This window comes from Streptomyces sp. NPDC053750 (assembly GCF_044544295.1).
Lineage (GTDB): Bacteria > Actinomycetota > Actinomycetes > Streptomycetales > Streptomycetaceae > Streptomyces.
The window spans coordinates 767,752-782,624 of the sequence record NZ_JBITXB010000002.1; the positions used below are offsets into that span (position 1 = coordinate 767,752).

Sequence of the window (14,873 nt, forward strand, 5' to 3'; positions counted from 1 at the left end):
GTCCGTCACCGAAGTTCTCCAGTTGCGCGGGGGGCGTGGGCGTCGCCGTCGTTGGCGCAGCGGAAACCGAGGTTGCCGGAGGAGGACTCCGGGGTGTTGGAGGAGCGGGCGGCGACCCGGTAGCGGTTGCAGTAGGAGTCGTGGCACAGATAGGAGCCGCCGCGCAGGACCCGCGCGGTTCCGGTCTCCGGGCCGTGCGGGTCCTCGGCGGCGGACTGGGCGTAGTAGGAGGGTGAGAACCAGTCGGAGCACCACTCCCACACGTTGCCGGCGGTGTTCCACAGACCGAAGCCGTTGGGGCGGTAGGACCTGACGGGCGCGGTCGTCGGACAGCCGTCCTCGGCGGTGTTGGTGTGGGGGAAGCGGCCCTGCCAGATGTTGCAGCGCCACCGGCCGCCGGGGGTGAGTTCGTCACCCCAGGCGTAGCGGCGCCCGGAGAGCCCGCCGCGTGCGGCGTACTCCCATTCGGCCTCGGTGGGCAGGCGCTTGCCCGCCCACCGGGCGTAGGCATGCGCGTCGTTCCACGAGATGTGGACGACGGGGTGGTTCTGCCGGCCGGTGATGTCGGACCGGGCGCCTTCGGGGCGGCGCCAGTGGGCGCCCCGGACGTTGATCCACCAGGGAGTCCCGGCGGCGTGGCCGAGGATGTCGGCGGAGGGGGCGTCGACCACGAGGTGGAAGACCGCCGAGGAGCCGTAGCACTCGGCGTCGGTCACGTAGCCGGTGGCCTTGACGAAGGTGGCGAACCGGGCGTTGGTGACAGCGGTCTCGTCGATGTGGAAGGGCTTGAGGCGCACCGTGTGGACGGGGGTCTCGCCGTCGGCGCGGTAGCCCTCGTCGAAGGCGTCGCCCATGGCGAACTCGCCGCCCGACAGGCGGACCTGGCCGCGCGTCGAGCGATCGCGGGCGGCGGTGACCGGCACCGTGGGGGACCCCGCGGCGGTCTCGGTGACGGGGGAGGGCGTGGCGGCGACTGCCGGGGCGCAGCAGGGGCGGTGCTCGTCGGTCATGGAGCTACGCCCGGTACGTGGACTCGTCCAGCCCGCTCAGGGTCGGGTCGTGGCCCACCTCGCCGACGTCGTACATCGACGTCATCCAGTGGTAGAAGTTGTCGCCGCGCTCCCGCAGCACGTCGTACAGTCGGCGCGTCATCCGGGAGCGGACCTCCGCGTGCTCCGGATGGTCGTGCACGTTCTGGAGCTCGTCCGGATCGGTGTGCAGGTCGTACAGCTCGTTGACGGAGTCCGGGTTGACGACGAGCTTGTACCGGTCCTCGCGCAACATGCGCTGCGGGTACGGGAAGTGGTGGCCGTGGAACTCGCAGACGATGTCCTCGTCCCAGTCGACCGCCTCACCGCGCACGAGCGGCAGCAGGCTGCGCGAGTCGACCGCGTGCTTCGGGTCGATGCCCGCCAGGTCGAGGATGGTCGCGGTGCAGTCGAGCAGGCTGACGAACTCGGGACGCACGACGCCGGCGGGCGCGCCCGGGACGCGCAGCAGACCGGGCGTGCGGTAGATGTCCTCGTACATCGCCGGGCCCTTGTCGTGCAGCCGGTGGGAGCCGGTGAACTCGCCGTGGTCGCAGGTGAAGAACACCGCCGTGTCGTCCACCAGACCGAGCCGTTCCATGGCCGCCATGACCCGGCCGATCTGCAGGTCGATCAGCGCCACATAACCCCAGTACACCGCGATGAGCTTGCGGGTCGTCTCGATCGGCATGGTGTCGAAGGTCCAGTGCGCGCTGTAGTTGCGCTGCACCGGTGGTTTGCCGTGAAAGGTCTCCGCGACGGACCGCGGCAGTTCGACGTCTGCCGGGTCGACCAGGTCGAAGTACTCGTCGGGGAGGATGTACGGCAGGTGCGGGCCGAAGAAGTGCAGAGCGAGGAAGAAGGGCTGTTCACGCTCACGGGCGTCCTCGGCGTACCGTTCGAGCTTCTCTATCGCGCGGGTGGCCAGGTAGTGCTCGAACGTCGCCTCGACCGGCTGGTGCAGCCGGGCCGCGAGCAGGTTGCCGGGCCCGCCGTTGGGCAGGGTTCCGCGGATGCGGTCGCTGATCTCGTACGGCGGCAGACCGCGTTCGGCGAGGTGGGCGAGGTAGTCCGGGTGGTCCACCGGGTTGTGCCAGCCGGGCAGTTCGGGGCCGTCGAAGCCGTAGTCGGCCGCGGTGCGCTGGTTGCCGACGTGCCATTTACCGATGAGGCCGCAGTTGTAGCCGTTGTCGCGCAGTGCCCGGGAGAAGGTGAACCGGTCCTCGGCCAGGTCCTCGAGGTAGCCGACGTTGCGCTCGTGGTTGGCGAGCAGTTTGTGCCGGAAGGGCGCCTGGCCGGTCAGCAGGCTGGCGCGGGCCGGGGTGCAGATCGCGGTGGGGGTGTACCAGCGGTCGAAGCGGGTCCCGGTGGCGGCGAGTTCGTCCAGGGCCGGGGTGTGCGCCAGTGGGTTGCCGTAGGCGCCCAGGGTGTCGGCCCGGTGCTGGTCGGTCATGAGGAAGAGGATGTTCTTCCTGGACGCGCCGGGGGTGCCGGCCGTAGCGGAGGCGCCCTCCGTGCCGGGAGTACGTGAGGTACCACTGGGCGGGGTCACTTGCCTGCTCCCGTGAAGAGGTCGCCGGTGTAGTAGGTCTTCGGGTCGACGGGCGCCTTCAGCTTCCCCGCCTCGACGAAGTAGTCGTTCATGCCCTTCAGCCACTTGGCGATGGTGCCGTCCCGGGTCAGCGCGTCGAGTTCGTCGAGGCTGAGCAGCTTGTTGTTGGCGGCGTCCGCAGTGACCTGGTCGACGGGGACGTCCATCTTGTCGGCCGTCAGCTTGATGGCCTCCTCGGTGTGCTCCGACCGGAACGCGATGGCGTCGCGCAGCACGGCGAGGACCTTCTCGACCTTCTCCGGCCGGTCGGCCACCACCTTGTTGCCGGCCACGAACGCGGTGGGGAAGGAGACCTCGGACTCGAAGTCGGTGTTCTTCGCCAGTTCCTTCATCCCCGGGACCTGCTTCTTGATCGTGGCCGCCGCGGGGTACCAGAAGCCCGCCCCGTCGACCTGTTGGGAGGAGAAGGCGGAGACGATGGTCGACGGGTCCATGGGGACGGTCTTGACGTCGCTCTTGGTCATCCCCGCCTTCTTCAGGGCCAGCGAGAGGATCATGTCGCCGGAGGTGCCCTCGGGAACGGCCACGGTCTTGCCCTTGAGTTGCTCCATGGAGTCGATGCCCGGCTGGGCCAGGACCCGGTCGGAGTTCCCGAGCGTGTTGATCGCGACGACCTTGGCCTGCCCCGAGGCGGGGAGCCACATCGCGCCCGGGCCTATGTAGCCGAAGTCGAGATTGTTCGTTCCCAGGGCCTGGATCTGCAGCGGCCCGTTGGTGAAGACCTTGGTGTCCGCCTTCAGCCCGTGCTTCTTCCACAGGCCCTTGGCGTCGGCGACGGCGATCAGGCTCGCGCCGTTGAAGTCGTTGATGTAACCGAAGCGCACCGTGTCGCCGCTCGAGCCGCCGGAGGACGATCCGCCGCCGCACGCGGCCAGCAGTGCCGTCGCGGACAGGCCGGCGAGGGCGGCGGACAGGCGTCTGCGGGTGCTGGAGGAAGACATGTCTGTGGGTTCCTTCCGGGTCATGGCGTCGAGGAGGGGGAGACGGAAGGGGCGGCGGCGGTGCGGCCTTCCTGGTGGTAGACGGAGTGCCACACCCGGTTGCGCAGCGCGGCGAACTCCGGGCTGAGGCGGAATTCCTCGTTGCGCTCGATGGCGGGGTCGACCTCGATGACGTCGTAGACCCGCCCGGGCCGGGCCGCCATGACGATCACACGGTTGGCCAGGAAGACGGCCTCGTCGACGTCGTGCGTGATGAACAGCACCGTGCGCCGGTCCTGGCTCCATGTCTCCAGCAGCTGTTCCTGGAGCGTGACCCGGGTCAGCGCGTCGAGGGCGCCGAAGGGTTCGTCCATCAGGAGGATCGAGGGATCGACGGCGTAGGCACGGGCGATGGCACAGCGCTGGCGCATGCCCCCGGACAGCGTCTTGGGGAGCGCGTCGGCGAAGCGCTCCAGCCCCACCAGCCGGATGAAGTGCTCGGCCCGGCTGCGGCGTTCGCGCTTCGGGGCACCCGTCGTCCTCAGGCCGAACTCGACGTTCTGGCGGACCGTCAGCCAGGGGAAGAGCGCGTACTGCTGGAAGATGACGCCACGCTCCGGCCCCGGCCCGGACACGGGCGCGCCGTCCACCAGAGCACGGCCCGACGTCGGAGTCTCCAGCCCGGCGAGGATGTTCAAGAGGGTGCTCTTGCCGCAGCCCGAAGGGCCGACGACGGTGACGAACTCGTGGTCCGCGATGTCGAGCGAGACGTCGTCGAGAGCGGTGAAGGTCTCCCGGCCCAGGGCGAAGGTCTTGGTGACACCCTGGACGGAGATCTTGGCCGGCGTGCTGGTCATCGGCGTTCCTGCCATCCGGTGAGCTTGCGTTCCGCGAGAAGGAGGAGGCGGTCCATTAGGAGACCGAGGATTCCGATCGAGACGAGTCCGACGAAGATGGTCGGCAGGTCGTAGTAGAGCTGCGCGTTCTGCATGCGGTAACCGAGCCCTTGCTGGGCGGCGATGAGCTCCGCGGCGACCAGGGTGGCCCACGCCGAACCGAGTCCGACCCGCATGCCGACCAGGATGAACGGGGTCGAGGCGGGCACCACCACACGGGCGAAGATCCTCGCGTCCCCCGCTCCCAGCACCCTGGCGGCGTTGATCAGGGTGCGATCGACGTTCACCACGCCCTGGAAGGTCGAGATCACGCACGCCAGGAACGCGGCGAGGAAGATGACGAAGATCTTCGGGGTCTCGTCGATCCCCATGACGACCACGGCCAGCGGGATGATCGCCAGCGGCGGAATGGTCCGGAAGAACTGGATCCACGGCTCGACCAGACCGCGCACGACGCCGTACCAGCCCATGAGGAATCCGACCGGCACGGCCACCGCCGTGCCGAGGGCGAAGCCGATCAGTACGCGGGTCAGACTCGCGAGGGCGTCCTCGCCGAGCGTCCCGTCGCCGATCAGCGTCCAGGCCCGCGAGACGACCTCGGGCGGGGTCGGCAGCTTGAAGCCCGCTTCCGACAGGACCCACCAGATCGTGACGCCCAGCGCGACGGACACGGCGTTCAGGGCCAGGGGAAGCCCCCGCCGGCCCGACGGCGAACGCCGCGGTGCGGCGCTCTTCGCGGCGTCCGGGGCGCCGGAGCCGGCCGGATCCCCGGACGCCTTCTCGGGTACGGGGTGCCGCGGCCGGGCGCCGCGCTTGTCAAGGACGGACATGGGCGGTTCCTTCGATGAGGGAGTCACGGGCATCGGAACCGCCCTTCACATCGGCGGTTTCGGGGTACCTCGCCAGGAGCGGGGAACTGTGGAAGACCGCGGCGAGCGCGCCGATGGCGCCGTCGTCGTCCGACAGCCGGGCCGCCTCGACGACGGGACCGGCCGACGCGGTCGGGAAGAGCTCGGCGGCGAGCGTGGCGGCGACCTGCTCCACGATGACGGGCGCCAGCTGCGCGATCTCGCCGCCGATGACCACCTTCGCCGGGTTGAGCGTCATCGTCGCCGCTCCGACGACGCGCCCCAGCGCCCCGGCAGCCTCCCGCAGCACCCGCTCGGCGACGGGATGCGCACGGGCCACGGCCGCCGCCAGGTCCTGGAGGTTCTCCAGGGGGAGACCGAACTCCCAGCACGCCGCGAGGATCGCGGGCACCGAGGCCACCGTCTCCAGACAGCCCCGCTTGCCGCACCGGCACGGCCGGCCGGCCGGTTCGACGGTCACATGCCCGAGCTCACCGGCCAGCCCGGCCGAGCCGGTCACCAGATGGCCCCCGACGACGAGCCCGCCGCCCACGCCGTCCGACAGCCGTACGTACACCAGGTCGGCGACACTGTCCGCGCCGCTGATGGCCTCGGCGAGGGCCGCCAGACGCGTGTTGTTGTCGACGATCACCGGCGCGTCGAAACGCTCCGCGAAGGCCACGTCGACCCCGTCCGGCGCCGGGCGGAGCACCGTCCCCGCCGAGGTGGCGCGGGGCCAGGCGGCCCCGTCCGGAGCCGGATAGGGGCCCGGCACGCCGATGCCGATGCCCTGCAACGCCCCGTAGTGGACACCCGCCTCCGACGTCAGCCGCTCGACCAGCCCGAGGGCGAGCTCGGTCCGCGCCTGCCAGGACGCCGTGTCGTCGTACCGGGCGGACCCCGACACCATGACCTCGTGCGCCGCGTCCGCCACCACCACGTGGACGCGCCGATGACCGAAGTCGACGCCCATGAACTGCGCCGACGCCGGATCGAGCGCCAGCCGCTCGGCCGGCCGCCCGCTGCCCTCGCGCCGCGAGGCATCGGTGTCCACGACGACGATGGCGCCCCGTTGCAGAAGGCTGGCGGTGATCTCGGAGAGGGTCGTGCGGGACAGGCCCACGACCCGCGCGATCTCACCACGGCTCATGGCGCCGTTCTCTTGCAGCGCACGCAGCACGCGTTCCTCATGGGTACGCCTGACCAGTGCGTGGACTCCGGTGGGCATCTGCATGCCGGTCAACGTAGGGAGGCCCGAATATTCCGTCAACACCCCGACAGAAAAACGTCGTAAGCCTGCAACACCCCTTTCACACTGCCGCAATCACAGGAGTTATCCGGCGTCCGCCGCCTGCCGACGGCCGCGACATGGGCGCATGCGACCCCGTTACCCGATTGTGATCCGCACGCTCGCTCGACCGACCCCACACCCGACCTGCGGGATCCGGCGGCGCGCGCGACTCCGGGCGCCGCGACGGCCGCGGATTATTCATCCGCCCTGTTGACGTAAAAGAGCGGACCTTCCCATGCTGTGCCGGAGCCGGCTCCAGGACCTCGGCGGCCTGTCTCGACCGGCCCGGTACGACACGGTCGCGCAGCTCGTCACCGACGGCGCCGTCGTCGTCAGCAGACCGGACCCTGCCCGTCACGGACCCGGCCGCCCGGTGGAGCAACCGTCCGCGACCCGGGTGGTGCAGGCACCCTTCGCCCACCGCCGCACCGCTGCACCGCCGCCCCGAAGACCAAGGAGAACCCACTGATGACGACCAAGGACAACGCGGTGCCCCGGCGCTCCCTGCTGGCCGGAGCCGCCGGCCTCGGAGCGGCGGCGGCACTGCCCACGACAACGGCCCAAGCGGCCCCCGCGTCCACACCGCACGCCGGGCCGACCCGGCGGCGACACCCGTCCAACTGGCCCGACCCCGAGCCCTACGGCGTCGCCGACACCCGGCTGGACCTGTGGCCGCGCGAGGACAACTCCTTCGTCCTCCCGCTCGAACTGCGCCCCCGCGACAAGGAGCGCGGCACCGTCTGGATGCGGGACACCTACGTCAACTGCTTCGTCGTCGACGGCCGGCCGCTCTACGTCGCCACGGGCACCACCCGCGTACCCGGGCTCGCCGCGGCCGCCCCGTGGAACGACGGCATCTTCATCTGGACGTCACGCTCCCTGAAGGGCCCGTGGAGACTGGCCGACACGACCCGCGTCCGGCCCGGCGCCGAGAAGGGCAAGGTGTGGTCGCCGGAGTTCGTCGGCGAGAACCGCCCCGGACGCACGGTCGTCGCGCCGTGGCAGGAGTACTGGTACGACGACAGGTTCGGCAAGCGCGGCGAGGTGTGGGCGTCGGAGGTCCACTACTTCAAGGGCACGTGGTACATCGTCGCGTGCATGGGTGACCACTCCCTGAAGGTCGGCTCGTTCGTGCTGGTCAGCGAGGGTGGCGTCGAGGGTCCGTACCGCCTGGTCGAGGGCAACCTCGAGAAGCCCTTCGGTGACTCGTTCATCGGAGGCCCGAACTTCATCGAACCCGGCGCCTACCACCACATCGACGGCGGCCTCTACAGTGAGGGCGACGACGCCTGGCTCGTCCTGCACAACGACCTCTACGCCAAGTTCCGGGACGACATGGAGGACATCGTCACGACGACGAACCTCCCGAAGTTCCGGCAGACGCCCTACACTCCCGAGCCGTACCTCGAGGGCGCGTACGTGTTCCAGCACGGCGGCAAGTACTACCTGGTCCACGCCGCGTGGGACCGCACGTCGGTCAACGCCTACGGCAGCACGCGCAACGCCTACGACACGGGGGCGGCGGGCCGCGTGCAGTACCAGTACGACGCGATCGTCGCCGTCTCGGACCACTTCGAGGGCCCCTACTCCGAGCGCTGGACCCTGGGCGTCGGCGCCGGCCACAACAACATCTTCAGGGACCACAGGGGAGACCTCTGGGCGACGTTCTTCCGCAATCCGGCCGCCGGCTACTGGTCGGACCCCGCACGCGTCGCCGACGCCGCCGTGGCCGGGGTGGTGAAGCTGGAGTGGACGGGGCCGGCGGACAACCGGCTGTACGTCAAGCGCCGCGGCTGACCGCTGTCGGCTCACCGGTCGCCGCCGAAGGTGGGGCGGGCGTCGGCGGCGGTCGCCCGGTTCAGCCGCGCCCGCAGGGCGGTCAGACCGAAGCGGAGCCGTTGCAGCGGGGTGGGCGGCAGACTGCGGGCGGCGCCGCGCGCGTAGTGGCGCTCGACGTAGTACTGGCCGATGCTGAGCACGGTCGTGACCGCGATGTACCACAGCGTGGCGACCATCAGCAGCGGAATGACCTGATACGTCTGGTTGTAGATCAGCTGCACCGAGAACAGCAGGTCGTGCACGGCCAGCACACTGACGATGCTCGTTCCCTTGAGCGTGCCGATCAGCATGTTCCCGGCCGTCGGCACGATGGAGCGCATCGCCTGCGGTACGACGATCCTGCGCAGCGTGCGCCACCTGCCGAGGCCCAGCGCCTGCGCGGCCTCGGTCTGGCCCGCCTCCACGGACAGAATGCCGCCGCGTACGACTTCGGCGGCGTAGGCGCTCTCGTGCAGGGTGAGACCGATGACGGCGGTGAGGGTGGGACCGAGCAGGTTCACCGTCTTGACGGAGACGAACTCCGGGCCGAACGGCACGCCCAGGCCGAGGGTGGGGTAGAGGGCTCCGATGTTGAACCAGAACAGCAGCTGCACCAGCAGCGGCGTGGACCGGAAGATCCACACGAAGCCCCAGCTCAGCGTGCGCAGAACAGGGTTGGCGGACAGCCGCATCACCGCCAGTGGAATGCCGAGCAGGAAGCCGAGCGCCGTCACCGCCGCGGTGAGCCACAGGGTCAGCAGCAGCCCGTCGAGTACGGCGCTGGTGGTGAAGTACCGGCCCACCACGTCCCACTGGAAGGCGCTGTTGCGGACGACGGAGTTGACCACCATGGCGAAGAGCAGCAGCGCCACGGCTGCCGCCAGCAGCCGGCCGACATTCCGGCGCGGCACGATCCGTGGCGAGTCGGCGCCGTGCGGCTCGGGCGCCTTCCTGGGCTTCAGGGCAGGGGCGGACGTGACGTCAGAAGGCGTGACCATCGAAAGGGCTCCGGAGACAGGAGGAGGTGCGGGCATGGGTGTCGTCACGCCTGTCGCGCCCCTCAACGCGGCCGGAGCGTCCGACCGCACGATGGGTGGCCGCTCGCCACGAGATTAGGCACCGGAACGCACGAACCGTCAATCCCGGAAGGGGAGTCGCAATGCTCCGTACACGCTCCCGCAATCCGGTCTCAGCGTGTGGTACGGCATCGGTTCCGTGCTTGACGGGCAGTCGTGCGTACTGCTGAATGAAGGGCATGGCTGCCCAGGAACGCTTGGTCTCGCGCGACCACATCGACTTCGGTCGGGTGTGGTCCGCCGCGTGTTGCGCCTGACCCGGCAGCAGGCCGTCTGACCGGCCCTTCTCCCTCCCTCGGTAACCCGTTGCGGGCCGATCTCCGTCTTTGCGCGCGCTGCCGCAGCACCGTTTCCTCCGACGCCCCGCCGTCGTCACGCCCGTAGCCACTCGTCGTCGATGCGACGGCCACCGTTGTGCCTGCACAGCGGGCCATTCCGTCATGCCCGCACGCGGCTCCGTTCCGAAAGGTCCCCCATGCCCGTGGAATTCCTCGGCACTGCCGACGCGTTCGGCTTCGGTCGGTACGTGATCCCGATCGTCCGTGAGGAGGTCGCCAAGCGCGACGCCGAGCGGGCGGCGCGTGGGTCGCAGAGCCCTGCGGCGGTGGGCGAGTGAGTTCCGCCGCCCGAACACCGCTCTCCGACCTGACGGTCGTTCAGGCACTCGTCTCCGACGTGCGGGTGCAACCGCTGTTGCGCGAACTCGGCGACGAGTACTCCACCCGCTACGGCAGGGACGCGCACGCCGAACTCGCCCGCTACCCGGACGAGGAGTTCACGGCCCCGCACGGCGGGGTGCTGCTCCTGCTCCTGGAGGGCGGAGAGCCGGTCGCCGGCGGCGCCTTCCGCCGGTACGACGCGACGACGGCCGAGCTGAAGCGGATCTGGACCCACTCCGCCCACCGCCGCCGCGGTCTGGCCCGCCGCGTCGTCGCCGAACTGGAGCGCGAGGCGGCGGCACGTGGCTACCGCCGGATCCACCTGACCACCGGACCACGACAGCCCGAGGCCCGCGGCCTGTACCTGGCGACCGGCTACACGCCGCTGTTCGACACGCAGGCCGACCCGGAAACCATCGGCCCCCTGCCCTTCGAGAAGCACGTCCCCGTCGCCACCCGCACCGGAAAGGCCACCGACCTGTGAAACTCCCCGACTTCGGAAGCCGTCTGCGCCCAGTCGCGGCCGCTGCCGTGCTCCTGCCCCTGTTGGCCCTCACCGCGTGCGGCTCCGGCGACACCGCGGTGGCCGGCGCGCAGACCTCCCCCGCGCCGACCGACGACCCGGTCGCAGCCGTACGCAAGGTGGACTCCATCGCAGCCCTGCTGCCCGCCGCCGTGCGGAAGTCGGGCACCCTGCGGGTCGGCAGCTCCGCCGCCGCCCCGCCCGCGGCGTACTACCCGAACGGGTCGGACAAGCAGCCCGAAGGCCAGGACATCGACATCGCCGACGCCGTCGCCAAGATCCTCGGTATCAGGCTGGAGCGCCAGGACGCCTCCTTCGAGACGATCCTGCCCGCCCTGCGCAGCGGCAAGTACGACTTCGGTACCGGCAACTTCGGGGTCACCACCGAGCGTCTGAAGACCATCGACTTCGTCACCTACATCGACGACGGCCAGGGCTTCGCGGTGAAGAAGGGCAACACGTCGTTCGGCAAGAAGGTCACGGACCTGACCCAGCTGTGCGGGCGGACGGTGGGCATCGGCGCCGGGACCACCTTCGAGGCGACCCTGGAGGCGAACAAGGGGGTCTGCGCGAAGGCCGGCGAGAAGCCGTACGACGTGCAGGTCTACTCGGAGAACGGGGCGACCTTCACCGCGCTCCAGCAGGGCCGGATCGACGTGATCATGTCGACCATCAACGGTCTGCGGTACCAGGCGGCACAGCCCGCCGCCCACACCACCTTCCTCGGCGAGTACCACCGCCTCGACGTCGGCTTCACCTTCAAGAAGGGCTCCCCGCTGACCCGGGCGTTCCAGGCCGCCGTCAACGAGCTGATCAAGGACGGCACCTACGCCCGGATCCTCAAGAAGTGGGGCACCTCCGCCTCCGCGATCGAGACGTCGCGGATCAATCCGCCCGAACACCCGTGAGCGAGCAGGAACCTCCACCATGGAACTCACCACCGGCACCGCGCCGCCGGCCGCGGCCGTACCGCCCGGCGACCCCCACGCCCCGCCCACCCCGGACGATCCGACCTCGCTCACGGTCGTCCCCGCCCGCCACTACGCCCGCTGGGCGGCGGCCGTCGCCGTGACCGTGCTGGTCGCCCAGTTCGTGCACGGTCTGGCCACCAACCCGGTCTGGGAATGGGGGGTCTTCCGCGACTACATCCTGTCCGAGACGATCGTTCAGGCAGTCTGGGTCACCCTCCAGCTCACCGCCTACGCCACCGTGCTGGGCTTCCTGCTCGGTACCGTCCTGGCCTTCATGCGGCTCTCCCGCAGCCCCGTGCTGGGGACCGTCGCCTGGACCTACATCTGGATCTTCCGGTCCATCCCGATGATCGTCCAGCTCGTGTTCTGGTTCAACCTGAGCGCGCTGTACGAGGAGTTGGGCGTCGGAATCCCGTTCGGCCCCGTGTTCTGGTCCGTCGACAGCAACAGCCTCATCGGCACCATCGGCGCCGCCGTCATCGGGCTGACGCTGCACCAGGCCGCCTACGCCGCCGAGATCGTGCGCGGGGGTGTCCTCTCCGTCGATCACGGACAGCCGGAGGCCGCCGCGGCGCTGGGCATCCCCCGGCTGCGGCAGATCCGCCGGATCGTGCTGCCGCAGGCCATGCGCGCCATCCTGCCCACCGCCGGCAACGAGATCATCGGCCTGCTCAAGGGAACCTCGGTGGTCTACGTGATGGCCATCGGCGAGCTCTTCTACCAGGTGCAGGTCATCTACGGCCGCAACGGCCGGGTGATCCCGCTGCTGCTGGTCGCCACGGCCTGGTACGTCGTACGGACCTCGCTGCTGTCGGTCGCCCAGTACTACGTGGAACGGCACTTCGCCCGGGGCGCCAACCGCACCCCGCCACCCACGCCGCTCCAGCGTGCCCGGCGCTTCGTCCGCGAGCTGCGCGCGACCGCAGCGGAGCGCAACCAGCCCGTCATACCCCTGAAGCCCTTGGGAGACAGCCGATGAGCGAGGTGATGGTGGACGTCCACGACGTCCACAAGAGCTTCGGGCCGCTGGAGGTGCTGCGCGGCGTCGACCTCCAGGTCCGCGCCGGCGAGGTCACCGTCGTCCTCGGCCCGTCCGGCTCCGGGAAGTCCACGCTCCTGCGCACCATCAACCATCTGGAGAAGGTCAACCGCGGCTGGATCAGCATCGACGGCGAGCTCATCGGCTACCGCCGCTCCGGCGGCAAACTGCACGAGCTGAAGGAGAAGGACGTTCTGAAGCAGCGCACCCACATCGGGTTCGTGTTCCAGAACTTCAACCTCTTCCCGCACCTGACCGTGCTGGACAACCTCGTCGAGGCCCCCGTGTCCGCGCTGCGCCGCCCACGCAGGGAGGCGACCGGGACCGCTCGCCGGCTGCTGGAGCGGGTCGGCCTCGCGGACAAGGTGGACGCCTATCCACGGCAGCTCTCCGGCGGCCAGCAGCAACGCGTGGCCATCGCCCGGGCGCTCGCCCTCGAACCGAAGGTGCTGCTGTTCGACGAGCCCACCTCGGCACTCGACCCGGAGCTGGTCGGCGAGGTCCTCGACGTCATCAGGGACCTGGCCCGCACCGGCACCACCATGATCGTCGTGACCCATGAGATCGGCTTCGCCCGCGAGGTCGCCGACACCGTGGTCTTCATGGACGCCGGAGTCGTCGTGGAGCAGGGCCCGCCCGCAGCCGTCCTGGACGCCCCGCAGCACGAGCGCACCCGCGCCTTCCTCTCCAAGGTCCTCTGACCGCACCTCACCCCGTTTCCTCCCGCAAGGAGCACGACCGTGTATCCCTCGATCACCCGCCGCACCGCCGCTGCCGCGCTCGGACTCGCCTCCGCCCTCGTCCTCGCCGCCTGCGGCAACCCCTCCGACGGCGCCACCACCGAGGTCGCGGCCGCCAACGGCGCCGGTACGAAGGTGAACCTGAGTCCGGAGCAGCACCGCGTCACCACCGACAAGGTCGACTCCATAGCGGCCGGGGTCCCGGAGAGGATCCGCGCGAGAGGCACCCTGGAACTCGTCTCCTCGTCGGGCTCCGCGGCGCCGCTGACCTTCTACGCCACCGACGACAAGACCGTCATCGGCGTCGAGACCGACATCGCGTACCTGGTCGCGGACGTGCTCGGCCTCGAACCGCACATCACCACGGTCTCCTGGGAGAACGTCTTCGTCGGCCTGGACAGCGCCAAGTACGACGTCGGCTTCAGCAACATCACGGTCACCGAGGAGCGCAAGGAGAAGTACGACTTCGCCACCTACCGCGAGGACAACCTGGGCTTCGGGGCGAAGAAGGGCAGCGGCCTGAAGATCACCGGGCCCGAGGACGTGGCGGGCAGGACCGTCGCCGTGAGCAGCGGTACCAACCAGGAGAAGCTGCTGATCGAGTGGAGCAAGGAGAACGAGAAGGCCGGCCGCAAGCCCGTGGACATCAAGTACTACCAGAACGACAGCGACACCTACCTCGCCCTCCAGTCCGGCCGCATCGACCTCTACCTCGGCCCCCACCCCACCGCTGCCCACCACGCGGCCACCACCGGGAAGAGCGAGGTCGTCGGCACCTACTCCGGTGCCGGAGCCACCCTCCAGGGCCTGATCGCGGCCACCACCAAGAAGGACAGCGGCCTGGTCGAGCCGCTCGCCGAAGCGCTCGACCACGTCATCGACAACGGCACGTACGCCGAGGTGCTCCAGCGCTGGGGCCTGTCCGACGAGGCCGTGACCAAGGCGCAGATCAACCCGCCGGGCCTGCCCAGGACCAACAAGTAACGCAGCCGGGAGGACCGGTGAACCCGTTCCCGTCGCCGACCGGTTGACCGACGTCGTCGAGACCGGTGTCGCGGCCGAGGAGGCCGTCGCATCCGTGAAGGCCGAGCGACCGAAGTGCGCGCTCTTGACGCGGCCGGTGGAGCGGCTGCACACTCCAGAGTGGTATTCCTAGTGAAAAGGTAGGGATGGCATGGGCTGTTCGGCGCGGAACCTCGACGAAGGTGTCCTCGTACCGGCAGCTCTGCCCCTGCTGACCAGTCGCCGCCACATCGATCTGCTGCGCGTATGCAGCGCGTCGGCCGCGCACCGCCGAACCCCCCACGCTCCGGCAGCCCACGGCGCCTGATTCCCTCCCTCCGGACCCGGCCCCCAGACCTGCATCCGTGTCACCGGCCGACCGGCTCTTCCGATCCGCAGCAGCCCCGAGCGCACACTCGTCGACGCCGCCGTCTGTGCCCGACCGGGCAC

General features: G+C 70.0%; 14 protein-coding genes. 7 read left to right on the forward strand and 7 right to left on the reverse strand.

Going from position 1 to position 14,873, the window contains the following annotated elements; genetic code table 11:
• Positions 1-5 precede the first annotated feature (5 nt).
• The 6 genes from ACIGO6_RS08850 to ACIGO6_RS08875 form a co-directional block, all read right to left on the reverse strand.
• Positions 6-1,010, reverse strand: coding sequence for a formylglycine-generating enzyme family protein (locus tag ACIGO6_RS08850; protein WP_399873261.1), 1,005 nt, complete (start codon positions 1,008-1,010; stop codon positions 6-8).
• A 4-nt stretch (positions 1,011-1,014) separates the two neighbouring features.
• On the reverse strand, positions 1,015-2,493 hold the full coding sequence (locus tag ACIGO6_RS08855) for a sulfatase-like hydrolase/transferase (RefSeq protein ID WP_399873628.1): 1,479 nt from the start codon (positions 2,491-2,493) through the stop codon (positions 1,015-1,017).
• 83 nt (positions 2,494-2,576) lie between these two features.
• Positions 2,577-3,581: an aliphatic sulfonate ABC transporter substrate-binding protein gene (locus tag ACIGO6_RS08860; RefSeq protein ID WP_399873264.1), complete on the reverse strand. Its 1,005-nt coding sequence runs from the start codon at positions 3,579-3,581 to the stop codon at positions 2,577-2,579.
• A 20-nt stretch (positions 3,582-3,601) separates the two neighbouring features.
• Entirely contained in the window at positions 3,602-4,417 is an 816-nt protein-coding gene (locus ACIGO6_RS08865; protein ID WP_399873267.1) for an ABC transporter ATP-binding protein, read from the reverse strand.
• Positions 4,414-5,286 (reverse strand): ABC transporter permease, encoded by an 873-nt coding sequence (locus ACIGO6_RS08870; protein WP_399873270.1) that lies wholly within the window; start codon positions 5,284-5,286, stop codon positions 4,414-4,416. The genes ACIGO6_RS08865 and ACIGO6_RS08870 overlap by 4 nt, the downstream gene beginning before the upstream one ends.
• Positions 5,273-6,538: an ROK family transcriptional regulator gene (locus ACIGO6_RS08875; RefSeq protein WP_399873273.1), complete on the reverse strand. Its 1,266-nt coding sequence runs from the start codon at positions 6,536-6,538 to the stop codon at positions 5,273-5,275. The genes ACIGO6_RS08870 and ACIGO6_RS08875 overlap by 14 nt, the downstream gene beginning before the upstream one ends.
• Before the next feature lie 525 nt (positions 6,539-7,063).
• Between ACIGO6_RS08875 and ACIGO6_RS08880 the strand changes: the two genes are divergently transcribed.
• Positions 7,064-8,392: a family 43 glycosylhydrolase gene (locus ACIGO6_RS08880; RefSeq protein WP_399873275.1), complete on the forward strand. Its 1,329-nt coding sequence runs from the start codon at positions 7,064-7,066 to the stop codon at positions 8,390-8,392.
• 11 nt (positions 8,393-8,403) lie between these two features.
• On the opposite strand, the gene ACIGO6_RS08885 is transcribed toward ACIGO6_RS08880, so the two are convergent.
• The gene (locus tag ACIGO6_RS08885; RefSeq protein ID WP_399873277.1) at positions 8,404-9,411 is read right to left on the reverse strand and encodes an amino acid ABC transporter permease; all 1,008 of its coding nucleotides are present in this window, start codon (positions 9,409-9,411) and stop codon (positions 8,404-8,406) included.
• A gap of 553 nt (positions 9,412-9,964) precedes the next feature.
• Here ACIGO6_RS08885 and ACIGO6_RS08890 point away from each other — a divergent pair.
• From ACIGO6_RS08890 to ACIGO6_RS08915, 6 genes are read left to right on the forward strand one after another with little or no spacing between them, the layout of a single operon-like run.
• Positions 9,965-10,105, forward strand: a complete 141-nt coding sequence (locus tag ACIGO6_RS08890; RefSeq protein ID WP_399873653.1) for a hypothetical protein — start codon at positions 9,965-9,967, stop codon at positions 10,103-10,105.
• The gene (locus tag ACIGO6_RS08895; RefSeq protein WP_399873280.1) at positions 10,102-10,632 is read left to right on the forward strand and encodes a GNAT family N-acetyltransferase; all 531 of its coding nucleotides are present in this window, start codon (positions 10,102-10,104) and stop codon (positions 10,630-10,632) included. The genes ACIGO6_RS08890 and ACIGO6_RS08895 overlap by 4 nt, the downstream gene beginning before the upstream one ends.
• Positions 10,629-11,579, forward strand: a complete 951-nt coding sequence (locus ACIGO6_RS08900; RefSeq protein ID WP_399873283.1) for an ABC transporter substrate-binding protein — start codon at positions 10,629-10,631, stop codon at positions 11,577-11,579. The genes ACIGO6_RS08895 and ACIGO6_RS08900 overlap by 4 nt, the downstream gene beginning before the upstream one ends.
• Positions 11,580-11,598: 19 nt before the next feature.
• Entirely contained in the window at positions 11,599-12,621 is a 1,023-nt protein-coding gene (locus ACIGO6_RS08905) for an amino acid ABC transporter permease (protein ID WP_399873285.1), read from the forward strand.
• The gene (locus ACIGO6_RS08910; protein ID WP_399873288.1) at positions 12,618-13,382 is read left to right on the forward strand and encodes an amino acid ABC transporter ATP-binding protein; all 765 of its coding nucleotides are present in this window, start codon (positions 12,618-12,620) and stop codon (positions 13,380-13,382) included. The genes ACIGO6_RS08905 and ACIGO6_RS08910 overlap by 4 nt, the downstream gene beginning before the upstream one ends.
• Before the next feature lie 39 nt (positions 13,383-13,421).
• On the forward strand, positions 13,422-14,405 hold the full coding sequence (locus tag ACIGO6_RS08915; protein ID WP_399873291.1) for an ABC transporter substrate-binding protein: 984 nt from the start codon (positions 13,422-13,424) through the stop codon (positions 14,403-14,405).
• Positions 14,406-14,873 lie beyond the last annotated feature (468 nt).

Excerpts from the sequence above, each read along its gene's own strand:
- ACIGO6_RS08850 (WP_399873261.1), bottom strand. The coding sequence starts at position 1,010 with ATGACCGACGAGCACCGCCCCTGCTGCGCCCCGGCAGTCGCCGCCACG.
- ACIGO6_RS08860 (WP_399873264.1), bottom strand. The coding sequence starts at position 3,581 with ATGTCTTCCTCCAGCACCCGCAGACGCCTGTCCGCCGCCCTCGCCGGC.
- ACIGO6_RS08865 (WP_399873267.1), bottom strand. The coding sequence starts at position 4,417 with ATGACCAGCACGCCGGCCAAGATCTCCGTCCAGGGTGTCACCAAGACC.
- ACIGO6_RS08870 (WP_399873270.1), bottom strand. The coding sequence starts at position 5,286 with ATGTCCGTCCTTGACAAGCGCGGCGCCCGGCCGCGGCACCCCGTACCC.
- ACIGO6_RS08875 (WP_399873273.1), bottom strand. The coding sequence starts at position 6,538 with ATGCAGATGCCCACCGGAGTCCACGCACTGGTCAGGCGTACCCATGAG.
- ACIGO6_RS08880 (WP_399873275.1), top strand. The coding sequence starts at position 7,064 with ATGACGACCAAGGACAACGCGGTGCCCCGGCGCTCCCTGCTGGCCGGA.
- ACIGO6_RS08885 (WP_399873277.1), bottom strand. The coding sequence starts at position 9,411 with ATGGTCACGCCTTCTGACGTCACGTCCGCCCCTGCCCTGAAGCCCAGG.
- ACIGO6_RS08890 (WP_399873653.1), top strand. The coding sequence starts at position 9,965 with ATGCCCGTGGAATTCCTCGGCACTGCCGACGCGTTCGGCTTCGGTCGG.
- ACIGO6_RS08905 (WP_399873285.1), top strand. The coding sequence starts at position 11,599 with ATGGAACTCACCACCGGCACCGCGCCGCCGGCCGCGGCCGTACCGCCC.
- ACIGO6_RS08910 (WP_399873288.1), top strand. The coding sequence starts at position 12,618 with ATGAGCGAGGTGATGGTGGACGTCCACGACGTCCACAAGAGCTTCGGG.